Source organism: Dryocola mayonis (assembly GCF_051307045.1).
GTDB lineage: Bacteria > Pseudomonadota > Gammaproteobacteria > Enterobacterales > Enterobacteriaceae > Dryocola.
In genome coordinates this window covers 2,403,978-2,423,620 of record NZ_CP150452.1, presented here as the reverse complement: position 1 = coordinate 2,423,620, position 19,643 = coordinate 2,403,978, and the positions used below count along the sequence as shown (strand labels likewise).

General features: G+C 56.2%; 13 protein-coding genes and 3 pseudogenes. 10 read left to right on the top strand and 6 right to left on the bottom strand.

Annotated elements, in window-relative coordinates; translation table 11 throughout:
- Window positions 1-9: 9 nt before the first annotated feature.
- From WLO32_RS11730 to kdsA, 3 genes and pseudogenes are all read left to right on the top strand, one after another.
- Window positions 10-406: pseudogene (locus tag WLO32_RS11730) on the top strand (SirB2 family protein).
- Entirely contained in the window at window positions 403-1,212 is an 810-nt protein-coding gene (gene sirB1 / locus WLO32_RS11725; RefSeq protein WP_435945323.1) for an invasion regulator SirB1, read from the top strand. The pseudogene WLO32_RS11730 and the gene sirB1 overlap by 4 nt, the downstream one beginning before the upstream one ends.
- Window positions 1,213-1,253: 41 nt before the next feature.
- On the top strand, window positions 1,254-2,108 hold the full coding sequence (kdsA, locus tag WLO32_RS11720) for a 3-deoxy-8-phosphooctulonate synthase (RefSeq protein WP_121268895.1): 855 nt from the start codon (window positions 1,254-1,256) through the stop codon (window positions 2,106-2,108).
- A 69-nt stretch (window positions 2,109-2,177) separates the two neighbouring features.
- Here kdsA and chaA read toward each other — a convergent pair whose 3' ends face one another.
- Window positions 2,178-3,281 carry a sodium-potassium/proton antiporter ChaA gene (chaA, locus tag WLO32_RS11715; protein ID WP_435945322.1) on the bottom strand — a complete coding sequence of 368 codons (1,104 nt, stop codon included), beginning with the start codon at window positions 3,279-3,281 and terminating at the stop codon, window positions 2,178-2,180.
- Window positions 3,282-3,562: 281 nt separating this feature from the next.
- Here chaA and chaB point away from each other — a divergent pair, with 281 nt between their 5' ends.
- Both chaB and WLO32_RS11705 read left to right on the top strand, forming a co-directional pair.
- The gene (chaB, locus tag WLO32_RS11710; protein WP_121268891.1) at window positions 3,563-3,793 is read left to right on the top strand and encodes a putative cation transport regulator ChaB; all 231 of its coding nucleotides are present in this window, start codon (window positions 3,563-3,565) and stop codon (window positions 3,791-3,793) included.
- 219 nt (window positions 3,794-4,012) lie between these two features.
- On the top strand, window positions 4,013-4,711 hold the full coding sequence (locus WLO32_RS11705) for a gamma-glutamylcyclotransferase (RefSeq protein ID WP_435945321.1): 699 nt from the start codon (window positions 4,013-4,015) through the stop codon (window positions 4,709-4,711).
- 66 nt (window positions 4,712-4,777) lie between these two features.
- Here the strand turns inward: WLO32_RS11705 and WLO32_RS11700 are convergent, their stop codons facing one another.
- The 3 genes from WLO32_RS11700 to WLO32_RS11690 all read right to left on the bottom strand — a co-directional run bounded on the left by WLO32_RS11700 (window position 4,778) and on the right by WLO32_RS11690 (window position 7,638).
- A complete protein-coding gene (locus WLO32_RS11700) occupies window positions 4,778-6,565 on the bottom strand; it encodes a methyl-accepting chemotaxis protein (protein WP_435945320.1) in 1,788 nt (595 codons plus the stop codon).
- Window positions 6,566-6,669: 104 nt separating this feature from the next.
- The gene (locus WLO32_RS11695) at window positions 6,670-7,023 is read right to left on the bottom strand and encodes a DsrE/DsrF/TusD sulfur relay family protein (RefSeq protein ID WP_435945319.1); all 354 of its coding nucleotides are present in this window, start codon (window positions 7,021-7,023) and stop codon (window positions 6,670-6,672) included.
- A 63-nt stretch (window positions 7,024-7,086) separates the two neighbouring features.
- The gene (locus WLO32_RS11690; protein WP_435945318.1) at window positions 7,087-7,638 is read right to left on the bottom strand and encodes a YbhB/YbcL family Raf kinase inhibitor-like protein; all 552 of its coding nucleotides are present in this window, start codon (window positions 7,636-7,638) and stop codon (window positions 7,087-7,089) included.
- A gap of 74 nt (window positions 7,639-7,712) precedes the next feature.
- Between WLO32_RS11690 and WLO32_RS11685 the strand changes: the two are divergent.
- Window positions 7,713-9,126: pseudogene (locus WLO32_RS11685) on the top strand (YchO/YchP family invasin).
- Here WLO32_RS11685 and narL read toward each other — a convergent pair.
- Window positions 9,123-9,779 carry a two-component system response regulator NarL gene (narL, locus tag WLO32_RS11680; RefSeq protein ID WP_435945317.1) on the bottom strand — a complete coding sequence of 219 codons (657 nt, stop codon included), beginning with the start codon at window positions 9,777-9,779 and terminating at the stop codon, window positions 9,123-9,125. The pseudogene WLO32_RS11685 and the gene narL overlap by 4 nt on opposite strands.
- Window positions 9,772-11,569: pseudogene (gene narX / locus WLO32_RS11675) on the bottom strand (nitrate/nitrite two-component system sensor histidine kinase NarX). The gene narL and the pseudogene narX overlap by 8 nt, the downstream one beginning before the upstream one ends.
- Before the next feature lie 315 nt (window positions 11,570-11,884).
- Here narX and WLO32_RS11670 point away from each other — a divergent pair.
- The 4 genes from WLO32_RS11670 to narJ all read left to right on the top strand — a co-directional run bounded on the left by WLO32_RS11670 (window position 11,885) and on the right by narJ (window position 19,642).
- Window positions 11,885-13,276 carry a NarK family nitrate/nitrite MFS transporter gene (locus tag WLO32_RS11670; RefSeq protein ID WP_435945316.1) on the top strand — a complete coding sequence of 464 codons (1,392 nt, stop codon included), beginning with the start codon at window positions 11,885-11,887 and terminating at the stop codon, window positions 13,274-13,276.
- 389 nt (window positions 13,277-13,665) lie between these two features.
- On the top strand, window positions 13,666-17,412 hold the full coding sequence (locus WLO32_RS11665; RefSeq protein WP_435945315.1) for a nitrate reductase subunit alpha: 3,747 nt from the start codon (window positions 13,666-13,668) through the stop codon (window positions 17,410-17,412).
- A complete protein-coding gene (narH, locus tag WLO32_RS11660; protein WP_435945314.1) occupies window positions 17,409-18,944 on the top strand; it encodes a nitrate reductase subunit beta in 1,536 nt (511 codons plus the stop codon). Before WLO32_RS11665 ends, narH begins: the two co-directional genes overlap by 4 nt.
- Complete coding sequence (gene narJ, locus WLO32_RS11655) at window positions 18,941-19,642, top strand: nitrate reductase molybdenum cofactor assembly chaperone (protein ID WP_435945313.1); 702 nt, start codon at window positions 18,941-18,943, stop codon at window positions 19,640-19,642. Before narH ends, narJ begins: the two co-directional genes overlap by 4 nt.
- Window position 19,643: the final 1 nt, after the last annotated feature.

Below are 19,643 nucleotides of genomic sequence, written 5' to 3'. Positions count from 1 at the left end.
ACGGAACAGTTGACAACTTACTTTGCAGTCAAAAACTTGCATATTTTGACGGTCGTCATTTCCGTGAGTCTGTTTATTTTACGCTACTGGTGGCAGTACCGTAATTCAGCCATGTCAGACAAGCGCTGGGTGCGCATCGTACCGCACGTCAACGACACCCTTCTGCTGGTCTGCGGCATTATACTGGTAATGATGACGCATTTTTACCCGTTTACCCCGCAGGGAACATGGCTGACTGAAAAACTATTTGGCGTTATCATCTACATCGTTTTGGGTTTTATCGTGCTGGGGCCGACGCCCGCGCAGCCAACAGGTACGGTGGTTTGCCTTTCTGTTGGCGCTGGTGGTGCTCTTCATCATCGTTAAACTCGCCACCACAAAAATACCGTTATTGGGGTTTGTATGAGGTCGTTAGCCGATTTCCAATTTAATCAGGCACCGCTGTGCGAAGGGATGATTTTAGTCTCGCAACTGATACGCGATGATTTTCCGGAAGCGGAAGTGCGCGCGCAACTTGAACGGCTGGTCAGCCAGGCTCGCGAAGATATCTGCGAAGCCGATCACTCCGATCAGCAGTTAGAAAAGCTTCTTGAACTGTTTTACGGCGAATGGGGATTCAAAGACGCCGGCGGCGTATACCGTCTGTCGGACGCCCTGTGGCTGGATAACGTGCTGAAGAACCGCCAGGGCAGCGCGGTCTCCCTTGGGGCGATTTTGCTGTGGGTGGCTGAACGTCTTGATATTCCTTTGATGCCGGTTATCTTCCCGACGCAGCTTATTCTGCGCGGGGACTGGATGGATGGAGAGATGTGGCTGATTAACCCGTTTAACGGCGACACCCTCGACGAGCATACGCTTGAGGTGTGGCTGAAGGGCAATATCAATCCTTCCGCCGAGCTTTTCGAAGAGGACCTTGATGAGTCCGACAACGCCGAGGTCATCCGCAAACTGCTGGACACGCTAAAATCCGCGTTGATGGAAGAACGGCAGATGGAGCTGGCGCTGCGCGCCAGCGAAGCCCTGCTGCAGTTCAATCCGGAAGATCCGTACGAAATCCGCGATCGCGGTCTTATCTATGCGCAGCTTGATTGCGAACATGTGGCCCTTAACGATCTGAGCTATTTTGTCGAGCAGTGCCCGGAAGACCCGATCAGCGAAATGATTAAAGCGCAAATTAATTCGATTTCGCATAAGCAGGTCACCCTGCATTAATGCAAAATTTTTGATTCACACCTGATAAGGCGATCTGAAAGATGGAACAAAAAGTGGTTAGCATTGGCGATATCAAAGTCGCAAACGATCTGCCGTTTGTGCTGTTTGGCGGCATGAACGTGCTGGAATCGCGCGATCTCGCGATGCGTATCTGTGAGCATTACGTCACCGTCACGCAGAAGCTGGGCATCCCTTACGTGTTCAAGGCATCGTTTGATAAAGCCAACCGTTCATCCATTCACTCTTACCGCGGGCCGGGTCTTGAAGAGGGGATGAAGATTTTCCAGGAGCTGAAGCAAGCCTTTGGCGTGAAAATCATCACTGATGTTCATGAAGCAAGCCAGGCGCAGCCTGTTGCCGACGTGGTGGACGTCATTCAGCTGCCGGCGTTCCTCGCGCGTCAGACTGACCTGGTTGAAGCTATGGCGAAAACCGGTGCCGTCATCAACGTGAAAAAACCTCAGTTCGTAAGCCCCGGCCAGATGGGCAACATCGTGGATAAGTTCCACGAAGGCGGCAACGACCAGGTTATTCTCTGCGACCGTGGGGCAAACTTCGGCTACGACAACCTGGTGGTGGATATGCTGGGCTTTAGCGTGATGAAGCAGGTTTCTAACGGCGCGCCGGTTATTTTTGACGTAACCCACGCCCTGCAGTGTCGCGACCCGTTTGGCGCCGCGTCCAGCGGCCGTCGCGCTCAGGTTACCGAACTGGCTCGCGCCGGTATGGCGACGGGCCTTGCCGGTCTGTTTATCGAAGCGCATCCGGATCCGGACAACGCGCGCTGCGACGGCCCGTCCGCGCTGCCGCTGGCAAAACTGGAACCTTTCCTTAAGCAGATCAAAGCGATTGACGATCTGGTAAAAGGTTTTGAGCCGCTGGATACCAGCCACTAAGCTTCTTTAGCGCTTAAATGCAAAAAGCCCTTATCAAACAATAAGGGCTTTTTTTATGCCGGCGAAACGTCAGGCGAATATCGTCATCAGGTAGGCGGCGAACAGCGCCAGGTGCGCGGTACCGTTAAGCACGTTGGTGCGCCCGGTTGAGAATGAAATCTGGCACAGCACCAGCGAGGTGAGCATCACCACCATTTCAGGTTTGCCGAGGCCGAAAATCAGCTCGTGGCCCGTCAGCATCGCAATCAGCGTTACCGCAGGCACCGTCAGAGAAATTGTGGCCAGCACCGAACCGAAGAACAGGTTCATAGCGCGCTGCACCTGGTTGCTCAGCACCGCTTTCAGCGCGCCCAGGCCTTCCGGCGAGAGAATCAGCAGCGCCACCAGGAAGCCGGTGAACTGCGCCGGCGCATTAAGGGTGCTCAGCAGTGATTCCAGCGGGTTGGCATTCATTTTTGTCACGGCAATAACCGCAATCAGGTGCACAATCAGCCAGACTGCATGCCAGGTGCTGCTGTGCGCGGACGGCTTGCCGTGGTGCGGGTCATCGTCATCCGCCTCGTCTTCGTGTTCATACACGAACAGGCTCTGGTGCGTTTTGGTCTGGATTAGCAGGAATACGCCATACATCGCGGCGGAAATAGCGGCCACCATCAGCGACTGGCCGACGCTGAAATTGCCTTCCGGCAGGGCCGTAGGAAACACCAGCACGATCACCGCAAGCGGGAACAGCGCTATCAGATACTGTTTAATACCAAACAGATTCATATACTGAGTGGCAAATTTACGCCCGCCTAACAGCAGCGAAAAGCCCACCAGACCGCCGGTGACAATCATAATGATGGAATAAAGCGTATCGCGCATTAGGGTGGGCGCGGCATCGCCGGTCGCCATCAGGGCGGAAATTAAGCTGACTTCAAGGATAACAACGGAAAGGCTGAGAATTAAAGAGCCGTAGGGTTCACCTAAACGGTGTGCCAGCACATCTGCATGGCGTACTACGCTAAAGGCGCTGCTTAAAATAGCCACTAACGCCAGAATGTTAATTCCGACTACCACTGGCAACGACTGGCTGGAACCCCACATAGCCAGTATGGCCAGCGCCAGTACCGGGAAAATGAGGGAACTCTCCTTATGGCGGGTTTTTACCGCCTCCGGGTGTGTTTTTGGCATTGTGTTTCTCCATCAACGCAATTGATAAGCTAATTCTTCATTATAGTCAGGATTTTTAACCCTGATAAAATAGCAAAAAAAGGGCGACCACTCGGAAATATTTACTTAATTTTACGGCTTTTATGTGGTTAGCACGTTAGTTGCGTAAAAACAGATTTTATCCTCATTTTTAGCTTCAAAAACAACGTATTATTATGAGTTAAAAGCAATATATTCGAATTTCTGGCGGCCCGGGTATCTTTGTCTCACACTTAAGAGTCACCCATCAAGGAGATTAATCTATGCCCTATAAAAGCAAAAGCGATCTGCCGGACAACGTGAAAAATGTTTTGCCTGCCCATGCGCAGGATATCTACAAAGAGGCTTTCAACAGCGCCTGGGATGAATACAAGGATAAAGAAGACCGCAAAGGCGACGCCAGCCGGGAAGAAACGGCCCACAAGGTCGCCTGGGCTGCGGTGAAGCATCAGTATCAGAAAGGCGACGATGATAAATGGCATAAGAAAAAATAACCTTATTTAAGATAGCGTTATCCTTTCAGACGCCGTCCATTTCCGCCCGGTCTGGCAGGTGAAAATGACATTTATACCTTTTTGTGATGGTCATCAAACTTGCCAGCGCCCCGCTAATTGCTTATCGTCACCGCTATGCTGCTTTATAAATGAGCAGGCACGGCCCGGGAAGGCGCAGTTGACGTAGTCACAGGGAAGTATGCGGTGGCGGAGGGTAGGGTGTTAACACGTGATTTCTTAATGAAGGCGGATTGCAGGACGGCTTTTGGTTCCATCGAGGAATCTTTGTTATGGACGCCCGAACAGCGATTAGCCTCGCTTGCGGCGACCCTTGCCTGTCGGCCCGATCTAAGCCCGGTATGGATATTCGGCTACGGTTCGCTGATGTGGAACCCGGCCTTCGAATTTGACGAGTCCGCGCCGGGCACCCTGGTGGGCTGGCATCGGGCGTTTTGTCTGCGGCTAACCGCCGGGCGCGGCACCGCCAGCCGGCCGGGAAGAATGCTGGCGCTAAAAGAGGGCGGGCGCACGACGGGTCTTGCCTATCGCCTGCCGGAAGCGCAGCTTGAAGATGAGCTGACGCTGCTGTGGAAGCGCGAGATGATAACCGGCTGCTATCTGCCCACCTGGTGCAGGCTGGCGCTGGACGACGGCCGCACCGTTAACGCGTTGGTCTTTATCATGGATCCGCGTCACCCGCTGTATGAAGCCGACACCCGCGCACAAACCATCGCCCCGCTGATCGCCGCGGCCAGCGGCCCGCTGGGAACCAACGCGCAGTACCTGTTCTCTCTGGAAAGCGAGCTGAAAAAGCACGGCATGCATGATGACTGCCTTGACGAGCTGGTAAACCAGGTGCGCGCCTGGCTGCAAAAACCGCAGCAAGACGGCGCAGGCTTTGAACCAGGCTTTGCCTGACTTCTTTTATCGCCGTTAAACGGGCCGTCCTCCCATCAAGAGGGCGACCAGTAGTTCACTTTCTTTCTAAATGCGGAAATGCCCCGCGGTTTCCGCCAGCTCGCCCGCCTGGCTCTGTAGCGCGCCCGCGGCGGCGGCGGACTGCACCACCAGTTCGGCATTTTGCTGCACCATATTATCCAGGTGCGTTACCGCGTGGTTAATCTCCTGAATCCCTTTCATCTGTTCGCTGGTAGAGATAGTGATTTCGCGCATGATGCCGGAAACGCTGCCGACGCTTGTGACAATCTCATCCATCGCTTCACCGGCCTGGCGCACATACTTCGAGCCGTTCGAGACGCTTTGCGTGGTGGAGTCGATAAGCGTTTTGATCTCTTTCGCCGCCTGGGCGCTGCGCTGGGCAAGATTGCGCACTTCTCCTGCCACCACCGCGAATCCACGGCCTTGTTCACCGGCGCGAGCAGCCTCTACCGAGGCGTTCAGCGCCAGGATATTTGTCTGGAAGGCAATGCCGTCGATAACGCCCGTAATATCGCCAATTTTCCCCGATGCGGTTTCGATGGCCTGCATGGTGGAAATCACCTGCGAAACCACGCGCCCGCCGCGTTCTGCGGCCTCGGTAGCGCTGGTGGTCTGCAGATTGGCCTGCGCCGCGGCTTCGGTAGAGTTGGCAACCGAGGCGGTAATCTGCTCCACGGCGCTGGCGGTTTCACGCAGGCTCGAAGCGGCTTGCTCGGTACGTCCTGACAGGTCCTGGTTCCCCGCGGCAATCTCATTGGCGGCGACTTTTACCGACGCGCTGGCGTCGCGCAGCTGCACCATCACCACTGCCAGTTTATCGCTGAAGGCGTTAAAGGCATGGGCGATTTGCGCCACCTCGTCGTTTCCCTCCTCGGGAAGGCGCTGCGAAAGATCGTTGGTGCCGGAGCTGATGGCGCGCATCGCATCACGAATAGTGTTCAAGCGCCTGAGCACCGTCGCCACCAGCAAATGCACCACGGCTCCGGAGATAAGCACCAGGGCGACCAGCGCAATGGCCGAGGCCTTCAGCAAAGCTTTCATACCCGAGGTCGCGTCGCCGTTATCAAGCGCGACAATCAGGAACCAGTGCGTACCGGGAACCGGCGTGGCAAGCAGGCGTTTGGATTTATCGCCGATGCTGCCCGTTGCGCGGTGATCGCCCTCCAGCAGCCGATCGAAGCTGGTGCCAGTTACCGCATCGCTGAAAGGCTTGAGGGTTAAGGCAGGGTCCGATGCCGCGATAACCGAGCCGTCGCCGTCAACCAGCATCCCGCTGCTGTTGGGCGTCGGGTGTATGCTGCGCACGTTCGCGACGACGCTGTCCATCGTCACGTCACCTGCGACAACCGCTTTCAGCTCGCCGTTTTCGGAAACCGGCACCGCAAAAGTAACCACCAGTTTCCCGGTGCCCGCGTCCACGTAAGGCGCGGTGACAATCGGGCCCTTCTCTTTTACAACCTGCTGATACCACGGACGGCCCGTTGGATCATAATCGGCGGGAACGCCGGTAGGATCGGAGAACTTTGCCGTTTTGCTGGCATAGCCGACATAGACATTGCTGAAGCCGCCCGCCGCGGCCAGCTGGCGAAAAATGGGCACCGGATCTTCGGACAGCGCCACGCCGTCCAGCGAATGAATCATTGCCATTTTACTGTTTACCCACTCGGTGATGGCTACCGCATGGCTTTCACTGGTGCTTTTTAGCGTTTCATCCACGGATTGCTGATTGTCTTTGCGTGTCACCTGGTAGTTAATAACGGTGTTAAGAAGAAGTGCGACAATCAAACAGCCTGCCGTCACACAAATAATCCGAGCGCGTATCGACCTGAACATGATATTTTCCTGCTGTGTTGTTTCCAGAAATATCGGCAAACACAGCAGGAAACTTGATGGTGCGGGGTGGGGTATAAGTAAATAATATTACTGTCGGGCAATTATTAGAATGTTAATACTTTATCCGCGTTCAGCGTCCATCCGGCCAGCTCCGGCAGGGTACCTATCGCCACGCCGTCGGCCAGCGGAAGCTGTGTGATGCCGCGGCCGTCGGTGCAGGTTTTGCATAATTTCACCGGCACATCCTGCGCGGTAAGGATTTCCAGCATCTGCTGGATGTTATAGCCCTCGGCCGGCTTCTGGCCGCGTAATCCCGCGGTGACCGCATCGGACATTAAAAAGAGTTTCAGCTCCGGTGGCTGCGGCTGTTCAAGCAGCGCGATAGCGAGGCGCAGGCTGTTAAACAGCGATTCGCTGCCGTAGGCAGCCCCGTTGGCAATAATGACGATCTTTTGCATGATTTGGTGCTCCTTGTCGTTGAGACGATATGTTAAATCCATCCTGGCCGCAGGGGAAAGGTCTTACTGGCCGAATCGACCAATTAAACCGGCCGCCGCCAGCGTGTGATCCTTAATTTTTTCAAACAGCTGGACGCGCGTCAGGCCGGCAGGAAGAGCGTCCGCCCGTAGGTCAGTGGCGATTAACGTCCAGGTATAATGATGCGCGCCGCTGCCGGGCGGAGGGCAGGGACCATACCAGGCGCTCGTGCCGGGAGTGTTTTTACCGCCGGTGAAGCCTTTGCCGTCGCGCAGTTCGTTGGTGGCAAAGCCGGTGACGCTTGCGGGAATGTTATAGGCAACCAGATGGGTCACGCCGAGGCCTTTTGCGCCTTCGGGATCGTGGACTATTAACGCGTAGCTTTGCGTGGCGGCAGGGGCATTGCTCCACACCACCGCGGGGGAAAGGTTTTCACCGGTACAGTTAGGGTTTTCCTTCGCGTTGCCGGCGAATTTTTTATTCAGCATGGCGTTATCGGTAAAGTCGGGTGACTGAAGCATAAACAATCCTTCAGCCTGTGCCGCAAAACAGCCGAACAGGAGAACGGCGGATAAACAGCGTAATGAGGTTTTCATAGTTGAATGCTCGAAAGGCAGGAGCTTTAAGCGTAGCGCTGAAATGCAAAAACGCGATATGTTATAATTTCCCAATGTTAAGAAAAGCTGTTCCGCTGTTTACCCTCTCTTACGTGCTCCTCTCCGCCGGAGGGGCCGCCGGCGCCCGCCAGACTTTTATCGAACGTTCCGAAAATCCTTTTGCCGCCGCGCCGAACGAGCTTCCCGACATGGGGCTTGCCCCTGAAACGGACGCCGCGGCAAAACGCATTGCCGAGATGGCGAAGAAATTCGGCGAGGCCCAGCATGACCGATAACGGTCTGGATACCGGCGAGCAGGCCCGCCTGTTCGCCTTTACCAGCCTGCGCGACGTGCTGACCGATAAAGTGACCAACGAGGCGGAAACGCTGCTTTCGCCCTGGGGCAAAGCCAGTTTTAACCTGAACGTGGATGAGCGCGGTAACTGGAACGGCAGCAGCGGCTCGATGTTTACGCCCTGGGCCGACAACGATCGCTATCTCACCTGGAGCCAGCTGGGCTTTACTCAGCAGGATAACGGCCTGGTGGGCAACGCCGGCGCCGGGCAGCGCTGGGTGGCGGGAAAATGGCTGCTTGGCTACAACACCTTTTACGATAATCAGCTCGCCAGCAATCTTCAGCGCGCCGGGTTTGGCGCCGAAGCGTGGGGCGAATACCTGCGGCTGACGGCAAACTACTATCAGCCGCTTAACGGCTGGCAGGGCGAAACGGAAACGCTGGAACAGCGGCTGGCGCGGGGATATGACGTTACCGCCCAGGCCTGGCTGCCGTTCTATCGCCATATTAATACCAGCGTCAGCCTTGAGCAGTACTTCGGCGATCGCGTCGACCTGTTCGACAGCGGAACGGGCTACCGTAACCCCGTCGCGGTGACCATGGGGCTGAACTACACGCCGGTTCCGCTTGTCACGCTAACCGCTCAGCATAAACAGGGCGAAAACGGCGTGGCGCAGGAAAACCTTGGCCTGAAACTCAATTACCGCTTCGGCGTGCCGCTGGGAAAACAGCTTTCCGCAGGCGAGGTGGCGACTACCAGTTCGCTGCGCGGCAGCCGTTACGATAACGTCGATCGCGACAATCTGCCTGTTATGGAGTATCGCCAGCGTAAAACCCTGTCGGTGTTCCTCGCCACGCCCCCGTGGGAGCTGCATCCCGCAGAGACGGTGGAGCTGAAGCTGCAGGTGCGCGCAAGCCATGAAATTCGCCATATCGCCTGGCAGGGGGATACGCAGGCGTTAAGCCTTACGCCGCCGGCTAACAGCAGGCGTGCAGAGGGCTGGAGCGTAATCATGCCGGCCTGGAAAGAGGGCGGCCCGAACGAATATCGTCTCTCGGTGATCATTGAGGATGATAAAGGGCAGAAAGTGACCTCGAACTGGATCACGCTTAAACAGGCGGAGCCGCTGCTGGCCAACCCGGCAAAAGACCCGCGTTACGATCTGCTGCCGGGGGAAGGGGCATTCCCTTAGAAAATACGTTCCTGATGCACCCACACCGCCGCTTCAACGCGGGACTTGAGCTTCATTTTTTTCAGCAGGTGCTTCACGTGTACTTTTACGGTGCTTTCGGTGATATCCAGACGGCGGGCGATCATTTTGTTCGGCAGGCCCTGGGCGATAAGCTTCAGAATATCGCGCTCGCGCGGCGTTAGCTGATTAACGTCACGATCGGACGTGGTGCGGTTGGCGCGCAGGCTTGCCGCCAGCACCGGCGTTAACGCTTCGCTTAGCACCATTTCACCGGCAGCGGCCTGTTGCAGGGCCTTGAGCAGGTCTTCCGGCTCCATGTCTTTGAGCAAGTAGCCGTCTGCCCCGCGCTTTAGGGCGGTCACCACATCTTCTTCGTGATTCGATACGCTAAACACCACGATACGGCCGGACAGCGCCTTTTCGCGCAGGCAGTCGAGGGTTTCCAGACCGTTCATGCCGGGCATATTTAAATCGAGCAGAATCAGATCCGGATCCAGGGATTCCGCAAGCTGAACGCCCTGAGCGCCGTCTCCGGCTTCACCGACGACCGCAAGTTCGGGCGCCATACTGATTAGCTGCTTGACGCCGCTGCGAAGCATGGGGTGATCATCAATCAGCAATATAGTTGCTGCTTCCGGGTTCGGGCTACTCATCGTTTACTCCTGTGGCAGAAGGCAAATGCGCTTCGGGCATAAAATTGACGACCACTTCAGTGCCGCCACCTGCACGAGCCCGTATCTGGCAATCCCCTTTCAGGCTTTGCGCGCGGTCTCGCATAATGATCAGTCCGTAATGGTTTCGGCGCTCTCCGTTATCCGGAATACCGCAGCCGTTGTCCCATACGGTGAGTGTAACCTGTTTATTTTGGTACACGGCATTTACGCCGCACGCTGAAGCGCGGGCATGCTTAAGGCTGTTGTTCAGCGCTTCGCGAGCAATTTGCACCAGGTGTATGGCCTGATAAGAGGGCACCAGGCGTGGCGGCAGCTGGTAGTTCAGCTGCACCGTAAAGCCGAGCTTTTCGCTGAATTCCAGGCAGCTTGACTCAAGGGCGGGGCGCAGCCCCGGCTCAATTAATTGCAGACGGAAAGTGGTCAGCAGCTCGCGCAGCTGTCGCCACGAGGTGTTTAGCTCATTGCGCATCTGGCCCAGCAAATCACGGCTTTGTTCAGGCAGGCTTGCACCCTGCATTTGCAGGCAGCTGACCTGCATTTTCAGACAGGAGAGCGACTGGGCGATGGAGTCGTGCAGTTCGCGAGCGATGGCCGCGCGTTCTTCCATCACCACTAATTGCTGCTGGTGCTCATACTGTCTTTCCAGCGCCAGGGTGGCGGTGAACTGCTCGATTAGCGTTAAGATCAGCTGCTGCTGGTCAACGGTCAGGCTGCAGCCCTGCGGCAGCTGCGCCAGCACCAGGCCATACTGGATATGGTTATCGGTTAATCGCCATTTCAGCGCGGTGGACTCAACCGGCGCGGGCGCCGGCTCTCGCGGGCACAAATGGCAGCCTTTTTCTTCACAGCTGCTGTCCGGCTGATAGGTGTATTCGTCGTAATTTTCTTCGTCTTCGTATTCATAAACGCGCAGCTCAATGTCGCGCAGCGGCGTGAGCTTTTGTAGCTCGCTTAACACGGGGGAAAGGCGCTGGCACAACGGCGCCTGCGAATGCAGCCGACGATTGGCCTGGTAAAGAAAAGAGAGAATCTGGTTCTTCTGCTCAAGACCGGCCGTTTTTTCACGCACGCGCTGTTCAAGTACGGCATAGCTTTCTGCCAGCTCCGCTGACATGCTGTTAAGCGCGATGCCGAGCGTCGCCATTTCGTTACGGCCGTTAATAGCTACCCGATGGGTGAAGTCTTTTTGCCCGATGGCGGAGGCCCATCACCAACAGCTGTCGCCAGGGACGAAGCAGGCGCTTACGCAGCCAGACTACGGTAAACACCAGCAGCAGGCCCATAAATAACGCCATGCCCTGCTGCAGCAGAATGACGCGGTGCAGGCGAAGCTCCGTAGTTTTGTCGAATGAGCTGACTAACCGGTCGATGCGCCCGACAAACTGAACAACGTGCGGTGTAACCTGCTGCGTATTTTTAGCGTTTTTTATCGCCGGTTCGAGCGTGTTGCGCCAGTACTGCTGTATTTCGTTAAGCTGCGCCAGCTGCCCGTCGCGGCGCGCCGCCTGCTGTAAATCTTCGCTCCAGGCCGTTTGTTCCATTTCGCTAAACAGGGTATTGTCTTTTGCGGCAAGCGGAATAGCGGCCAGCAGACGGTAGCTTTGCATGCGCAGCGAACCGGCCTTGTTGATAGCGTGAGCGTTACCCTGAATTCCCTGCGCAAGCCAGCTGGCAAGACTCATTCCCGCAATGCCTAACGTCGCCAGCAGCAGCACGATAAGCGCCAGCTGGTTAACGAGCGTTAGCGGGGAAAACAGGCGTTTCAACATAAAAGAGCGTGCTCCGGTTAAGGGCCTGACGTAAAAAACAGAGGGACATTCTCAGCTATCCACCGGAGTATACCCATACCCCCTAATGATTACTCCTTAATTGCCGTAGGTGGCATAACCCTTATCGATTGTAAGCATAATCCATAGCAGCCATGTGAAAAACCACGTTTTTTTTACGCGCGGCCATTACTCATAAAGAATCATGGTTAATTTCTGAGCGTTATTCTGTTCGGTTATCCCTTGATTTATATCAAATTAGAATCATCAATACTGCCTAATGTGACCGCCATTACTCCTACTAACTTTGAGGTGTTTATGTCGCAGTCATCTGCCAACGGGCAGAAAGCGGGTCCGCTTATTACGGAATGGCGTCCGGAGGAGCCTGCTTTCTGGCAAAACACAGGTCATCGTATTGCCAGCCGCAATCTGTGGATTTCTGTACCCAGCCTTCTGCTGGCGTTTTGTGTCTGGATGCTGTTCAGCGCGGTTGCGGTCAATCTGAATAAAGTCGGCTTTAATTTTGCCACCGAGCAGCTGTTTATGCTGACGGCTTTGCCTTCCGTTTCCGGCGCGCTGCTGCGCGTGCCTTACTCCTTCATGGTGCCCATTTTCGGTGGCCGTCGCTGGACGGCGTTTAGCACCGGCATTCTGATTATCCCCTGCGTCTGGCTGGGTTTTGCGGTACAGGATACCAGCACGCCGTTTAGCACTTTCATCATCATCTCCCTGCTGTGCGGCTTCGCCGGAGCAAACTTCGCCTCCAGCATGGCCAATATCAGCTTCTTCTTCCCTAAAGCAAAACAGGGCGGGGCGCTGGGCATCAACGGCGGTTTGGGCAACCTGGGCGTAAGCGTGATGCAGCTTGTTGCTCCGCTGGTCATTTCGCTGTCAATGTTCGCCGTGTTTGGCGGAACCAGCGTGGCGCAGGCAGACGGCACTATGCTGTTTCTGGAAAACGCCGCCTGGATCTGGGTGCCGTTCCTGGTGATCCTCACCCTTGCCGCTTGGTTTGGCATGAACGATCTTTCCGCTTCGAAAGCCTCCCTGCGCGAGCAGCTGCCGGTACTCAAGCGCGCGCACCTGTGGATTATGGGTCTTCTGTACCTGGCAACCTTCGGCTCCTTTATCGGTTTCTCCGCCGGCTTTGCGATGCTGTCGAAAACCCAGTTCCCGGACGTGGATATTCTGCACTTCGCCTTCTTTGGTCCGCTGTTTGGCGCGCTGGCGCGTTCTGCGGGCGGCGCTATTTCCGACCGCTGGGGCGGCACCAGGGTTTCGCTGATTAACTTTGTATTTATGGCCGTGTTCAGCGCGCTGCTGTTTACCACGCTGCCGCATGACGGCGTGGGCGGAAACTTCATCGCCTTCTTCGGCGTGTTCCTGATGCTGTTCCTGACCGCCGGCCTGGGCAGCGGCTCCACCTTCCAGATGATCTCGGTCATCTTCCGTAAGCTGACTATGGACAGCGTGAAGGCTAAAGGCGGTACCGAAGAGCAGGCGATGCGCGAAGCCGCGACGGACACCGCGGCAGCGCTGGGCTTTATCTCGGCGATTGGCGCGATTGGCGGGTTCTTTATTCCTAAGGCATTCGGCACTTCGCTGGCGCTGACCGGCTCTCCGGCGGACGCGATGAAAGTCTTCCTGGTGTTTTACATTCTTTGCGTGGTGATTACCTGGGCCGTCTATGGCCGTAAATCATCCCGGTAACCTTTTGACCTTTTGGTTATCCCTTGCGCGGCTTCGGCTGCGCTTTTTTTTATCCTCCATTAGTTACAACATACTAAAACATTAGTCGGCTCCCTACCTCTGGCATCAGAGCAGGGGGCTACGCAGTACCTACCCCTTAATACCTCCGGAGCGAATTTTTATACTCACTACAAATTGAAATAAGAAATAAGTATTTAAAAATCAATAAATTAAGAATTCGTCAGGGATTACACTTTGGTGGTATATGGCGCATTTTGTCCGACAAACAATTTTTAGTCTGTTGATCGTTATCAATTATCCCCGCATATGAGCACGCTACCGTGCAAGCCAAATCAGCAATGTCGATTTCATAAGATAGAGCCTCAAGGCTCCACATCAGGAGAACCCCGATGAGCAAGTTTCTTGACCGGTTTCGTTACTTCAAACAGAAGGGTGAAACCTTTGCCGATGGGCATGGCCAACTGCTCGATACCAATCGCGATTGGGAAGAAGGCTACCGCCAGCGCTGGCAGCACGATAAGGTCGTGCGTTCCACCCACGGTGTAAACTGCACCGGTTCCTGTAGCTGGAAGATTTATGTCAAAAGCGGCCTGGTGACCTGGGAAACCCAGCAAACCGACTACCCGCGCACCCGTCCTGATATGCCAAACCATGAGCCGCGCGGCTGCCCTCGCGGCGCCAGCTACTCCTGGTATCTCTACAGCGCTAACCGTCTGAAATATCCTCTGATGCGTAAGCGCCTGATTAAACTGTGGCGCGAAGCGAAAACCCAGCATGCCGATCCGGTTAACGCCTGGGCTTCAATCATCAACGATCCGGAAAAAGCGAAAAGCTATAAACAGGCCCGTGGTCGCGGTGGTTTTGTCCGCTCAAGCTGGCAGGAAGTAAACGAGCTGATTGCTGCGGCCAACGTCTTTACCGCAAAAACTTTCGGCCCTGACCGTATCGCCGGCTTCTCACCGATTCCTGCCATGTCGATGGTTTCCTACGCGTCCGGCGCACGCTACCTTTCCCTGATTGGCGGCGCCTGCCTGAGCTTCTACGACTGGTATTGCGATTTACCGCCTGCGTCGCCAATGACCTGGGGCGAACAGACCGACGTGCCGGAATCCGCAGACTGGTACAACTCCAGCTACATCATGGCCTGGGGTTCTAACGTTCCGCAAACGCGTACGCCGGACGCGCACTTCTTCACAGAGGTTCGTTACAAAGGCACCAAAACCGTAGCCATCACCCCGGACTACGCGGAAATCGCCAAGCTTTGCGACCAGTGGCTGGCGCCGAAACAAGGTACCGACTCCGCAATGGCGCTGGCGATGGGGCACGTAATGCTGCGTGAGTTCCATCTGGACAACCCAAGCCAGTACTTCACCGACTACGTTCGTCGCTATACCGACATGCCGATGCTGGTCATGCTGGAAGAGCGTGACGGCTTCTATGCCGCCGGCCGCATGCTGCGCGCATCCGACCTGGTGGACGGCCTGGGCCAGGAAAACAACCCGCAGTGGAAAACCGTAGCCTTAGACGACCGCAGCGGCGAGCTGCTGGCGCCGACAGGCTCCATCGGCTACCGCTGGGGCGAGAAGGGCAAGTGGAACCTGGAGCAGCGCGACGGGACCAGCGGCGAAGAAACCGAGCTGCGCCTGAGCCTGCTGGGCAGCCATGATGAAGTGGCCGACGTCGGCTTCCCGTACTTCGGCGGCGAAAGCAGCGAACATTTCAGCAACGTTAAGCTTGATAACGTGCTGATGCACAAACTGCCGGCAAAACGCATTCAGCTGGCGGATGGTTCAAGCGCTTTAGTCACCACCGTTTACGATCTGACGCTTGCGAACTACGGCTTAGAGCGCGGTCTGAACGATGATAACTGCGCAACCAGCTACGACGATGTAAAAGCGTATACCCCAGCGTGGGCCGAGCAAATTACCGGTGTTTCCCGGCAGAACATCGTGCGTATTGCGCGCGAATTCGCAGAAAACGCCGATAAAACCCATGGTCGTTCGATGATCATCGTCGGCGCCGGTATGAACCACTGGTTCCATATGGACATGAACTACCGCGGCCTGATTAATATGCTGATCTTCTGCGGCTGCGTCGGTCAAAGCGGCGGCGGTTGGGCGCACTACGTGGGCCAGGAAAAACTGCGTCCGCAAACCGGCTGGACGCCGCTGGCGTTTGCCCTGGACTGGCAGCGTCCTCCGCGCCATATGAACAGCACCTCCTTCTTCTACAACCACTCCAGCCAGTGGCGCTACGAGTCGTTGACGGCGGAAGAGCTGCTTTCCCCGCTGGCGGATAAATCCCGCTACAGCGGCCATCTGATTGACTTTAACGTGCGTGCCGAACGCATGGGCTGGCTGCCGTCCGCGCCTCAGCTGAGCGTCAACCCGCTGACCATCGCCGCCCGGGCGAAAGCGGCAGGCATGTCCCCTGCGGACTACACCGTTCAGCAGCTGAAAGACGGCGATATTCGCTTTGCGGCCGAGCAGCCGGATGCGGGCAATAACCATCCTCGCAACCTGTTCGTCTGGCGTTCAAACCTGCTGGGCTCTTCCGGTAAGGGCCATGAGTACATGCTCAAGTATCTGCTCGGCACCGAAAACGGTATTCAGGGCAAAGACCTGGGTAAAGAAGGCGGCGTGATGCCGGAAGAAGTGGAGTGGGTGGACAACGGCCTCGACGGCAAGCTGGATCTGGTGGTGACGCTGGACTTCCGCCTGTCGAGCACCTGCCTGTATTCCGATATCGTCCTGCCGACCGCCACCTGGTATGAGAAAGACGACATGAATACTTCGGATATGCATCCGTTTATTCATCCGCTTTCCGCCGCCGTCGATCCGGCGTGGGAATCAAAAAGCGACTGGGAAATTTATAAAGCCATCGCGAAGAAATTCTCCGAAGTCTGCGTCGGCCATCTGGGTAAAGAAACCGACGTGGTGACGCTGCCTATCCAGCACGATTCCGCAGCAGAGCTGGCGCAGCCGTTTGGCGTCATGGACTGGAAAAAAGGCGAATGCGACCTGATCCCGGGCAAAACGGCTCCGCACCTGATGACGGTTGAACGTGACTACCCGGCGACCTACGAGCGCTTTACCTCCGTCGGTCCGCTGATGGATACCATCGGCAACGGCGGGAAAGGTATTTCCTGGAACACCCAGACCGAAATGGACCTGCTGCGTAAGCTGAATTACACCAAGGCAGAAGGCCCGGCAAAAGGTCAGCCGATGATCAACTCGGCGATTGACGCCGCGGAAATGATTCTGACCCTTGCGCCGGAAACCAACGGCAACGTGGCGGTGAAGGCCTGGGCTGCGCTCAGCGAGTTTACCGGACGCGACCATACGCATCTTGCGCTGCCTAAAGAGGAAGAAAAGATTCGCTTCCGCGATATTCAGGCCCAGCCGCGCAAAATCATCTCCAGCCCGACCTGGTCCGGCCTTGAAGATGAACACGTGTCCTATAACGCCTGCTACACCAATGTGCATGAGCTGATTCCATGGCGCACGCTCTCCGGTCGTCAGCAGCTGTATCAGGATCACCAGTGGATGCGTGATTTTGGCGAAAGCCTGCTGGTTTACCGTCCGCCGATTGATACCCGCTCCGTGAAAGGCGTAATGGGTAAAAAATCCAACGGCAATCCGGAAAAAGCGTTGAACTTCCTGACGCCGCACCAGAAATGGGGCATTCACTCAACCTACAGCGACAACCTGCTGATGCTGACGCTTTCCCGCGGCGGTCCGATCGTATGGATGAGTGAAATCGACGCCAAAGATTTGGGCATTGAGGACAACGACTGGATCGAGGTGTTCAACAAAAACGGCGCGCTTACCGCGCGTGCGGTAGTCAGCCAGCGCGTGCCGGAAGGCATGACGATGATGTACCACGCTCAGGAACGTATCGTGAACCTGCCGGGTTCTGAAATCACCGGCCAGCGCGGCGGTATTCATAACTCGGTCACCCGCATCAGCCCGAAACCGACGCATATGATCGGCGGCTATGCGCAGCTGGCCTACGGCTTTAACTATTACGGCACGGTGGGCTCAAACCGCGACGAATTCGTGGTGGTTCGTAAGATGAAAAATATTGACTGGTTAGACGGTGAAGGCAATGACCAGAAACAGGAGAGCGTAAAATGAAAATTCGTTCACAAGTCGGCATGGTGCTGAATCTTGATAAGTGCATCGGCTGTCACACCTGTTCTGTGACCTGTAAAAACGTCTGGACCAGCCGCGAAGGGATGGAGTACGCGTGGTTTAACAACGTGGAAACCAAACCGGGTATCGGCTATCCGAACGACTGGGAAAACCAGGAAAAATGGAAGGGCGGCTGGATCCGTAAAATCAACGGCAAGCTGCAGCCGCGCATGGGCAACCGTGCCATGCTGCTGGGTAAAATCTTCGCTAACCCGCATCTTCCGGGCATCGACGATTACTACGAGCCGTTTGATTACGACTATCAGCATCTGCATAACGCGCCGGAAGGCAAGCATCAGCCGATAGCGCGTCCGCGCTCGCTGATCACCGGCCAGCGCATGAATAAAATCGAAGCGGGTCCGAACTGGGAAGAGATCCTCGGCGGCGAGTTTGAAAAACGCGCCAAAGACCAGAACTTCGAAAACATGCAGAAGGCGATGTACGGCCAGTTTGAAAACACCTTCATGATGTATCTGCCGCGCCTGTGCGAACACTGCCTTAACCCGGCCTGCGTGGCGACCTGCCCGAGCGGCGCCATCTATAAGCGTGAAGAAGACGGCATCGTGCTTATCGACCAGGACAAGTGCCGCGGCTGGCGTATGTGCGTGACCGGCTGCCCGTACAAAAAAATCTACTTTAACTGGAAGACCGGCAAATCCGAGAAGTGCATTTTCTGCTATCCGCGTATCGAAGCGGGTATGCCGACGGTGTGTTCCGAAACCTGCGTGGGCCGTATTCGCTACCTAGGCGTGGTGCTCTACGATGCGGATGCTATCGAAGAAGCCGCAAGCACCGAGCACGAAAAAGATCTGTACGAGCGCCAGCTGGGCGTGTTCCTGAACCCGAACGATCCGGCCGTTATCGAACAGGCTTTGAAAGACGGCGTGCCGCAGAGTGTTATTGATGCCGCTCAGCAGTCGCCGGTTTACAAAATGGCGATCGACTGGAAGCTGGCGCTGCCGCTGCACCCGGAATACCGCACGCTGCCGATGGTGTGGTATGTGCCGCCTTTATCGCCGATTCAGTCCGCCGCGGACGCGGGCCAGCTGCCGCATACCGGTATTCTTCCTGACATCGAAAGCCTGCGTATACCGGTTGAATACCTGGCGAACCTGCTGACCGCGGGCGATACCGCGCCGGTGCTGAGCGCTCTTAAACGTATTATGGCGATGCGCCACTACAAACGAGCCGAAACCGTCGACGGCGTGCACGATATCAGCGCGCTGGAAGAAGTGGGTCTGACGGAGGCGCAGGCGCAGGAAATGTATCGCTATCTGGCCATCGCTAACTACGAAGATCGTTTTGTTATCCCAACCAGCCATCGCGAACTGGCGGCGGACGCCTTCCCTGAGCGTAACGGCTGTGGCTTCAGCTTCGGCGACGGCTGCCACGGCAGCGACAGCAAGTTCAATCTGTTCAATAGCAAACGTATCGACGCTATCGATGTGACCAGTAAAACGGAGCCGCATCCATGATTGAACTTCTGGTTATTTCACGCCTGCTTGAGTACCCGGATGCTGCCCTGTGGCAGCATCAACAGGAAGTACGCGACGCGCTGGCCGAAGGTGACGCGCTGAATGCTCAGCAGGCAGCGCTGCTGAATGAATTTATCACTAAGCTGTGCGGTCGCGACCTGCTGGACGCGCAGGCAAGCTACAGCGAACTGTTCGATCGCGGTCGCGCAACGTCTTTGCTGCTGTTTGAGCACGTCCACGGCGAGTCGCGCGATCGCGGCCAGGCGATGGTCAACCTGATGGGGCAGTACGAGCAGGCCGGTATGGAAATCGACAGCCGCGAGCTGCCCGATCATCTGCCGCTGTATCTGGAATATCTGTCTCAGCGGCCGGCGGCGGACGCCCGCGAAGGCTTGCAGGATGTCGCCCCGATTCTGGCCTTGCTGAGCGCACGTCTGAAGCAGCGTGAAAGCGATTATGCCGCGCTGTTTGACGTGCTGCTTGGCCTGTCTGAAAGCAACGTGGCGGTTGAGAGCGTAAGCCAGCAAATCGCTGACGAAGCCCGCGATGATACGCCACAGGCGCTGGACGCGGTGTGGGAAGAAGAACAGGTGAAATTTATTGCCGACCAGGGCTGCGGTGAATCTGAAATTACCAGCCACCAGCGTCGTTTTGCCGGGGCCGTGGCTCCGCAGTATCTGAATATTGGAGGAAAGTGAT

What these genes read in the sequence shown, in the direction of transcription:
- WLO32_RS11665 (WP_435945315.1), top strand. Translation starts at nt 13,666, where the DNA reads ATGAGCAAGTTTCTTGACCGGTTTCGTTACTTCAAACAGAAGGGTGAA.
- narJ (WP_435945313.1), top strand. Translation starts at nt 18,941, where the DNA reads ATGATTGAACTTCTGGTTATTTCACGCCTGCTTGAGTACCCGGATGCT.
- kdsA (WP_121268895.1), top strand. Translation starts at nt 1,254, where the DNA reads ATGGAACAAAAAGTGGTTAGCATTGGCGATATCAAAGTCGCAAACGAT.
- sirB1 (WP_435945323.1), top strand. Translation starts at nt 403, where the DNA reads ATGAGGTCGTTAGCCGATTTCCAATTTAATCAGGCACCGCTGTGCGAA.
- chaB (WP_121268891.1), top strand. Translation starts at nt 3,563, where the DNA reads ATGCCCTATAAAAGCAAAAGCGATCTGCCGGACAACGTGAAAAATGTT.
- narL (WP_435945317.1), bottom strand. Translation starts at nt 9,779, where the DNA reads ATGAGTAGCCCGAACCCGGAAGCAGCAACTATATTGCTGATTGATGAT.
- WLO32_RS11690 (WP_435945318.1), bottom strand. Translation starts at nt 7,638, where the DNA reads ATGAAAACCTCATTACGCTGTTTATCCGCCGTTCTCCTGTTCGGCTGT.
- chaA (WP_435945322.1), bottom strand. Translation starts at nt 3,281, where the DNA reads ATGCCAAAAACACACCCGGAGGCGGTAAAAACCCGCCATAAGGAGAGT.
- WLO32_RS11700 (WP_435945320.1), bottom strand. Translation starts at nt 6,565, where the DNA reads ATGTTCAGGTCGATACGCGCTCGGATTATTTGTGTGACGGCAGGCTGT.
- WLO32_RS11670 (WP_435945316.1), top strand. Translation starts at nt 11,885, where the DNA reads ATGTCGCAGTCATCTGCCAACGGGCAGAAAGCGGGTCCGCTTATTACG.
- WLO32_RS11695 (WP_435945319.1), bottom strand. Translation starts at nt 7,023, where the DNA reads ATGCAAAAGATCGTCATTATTGCCAACGGGGCTGCCTACGGCAGCGAA.
- narH (WP_435945314.1), top strand. Translation starts at nt 17,409, where the DNA reads ATGAAAATTCGTTCACAAGTCGGCATGGTGCTGAATCTTGATAAGTGC.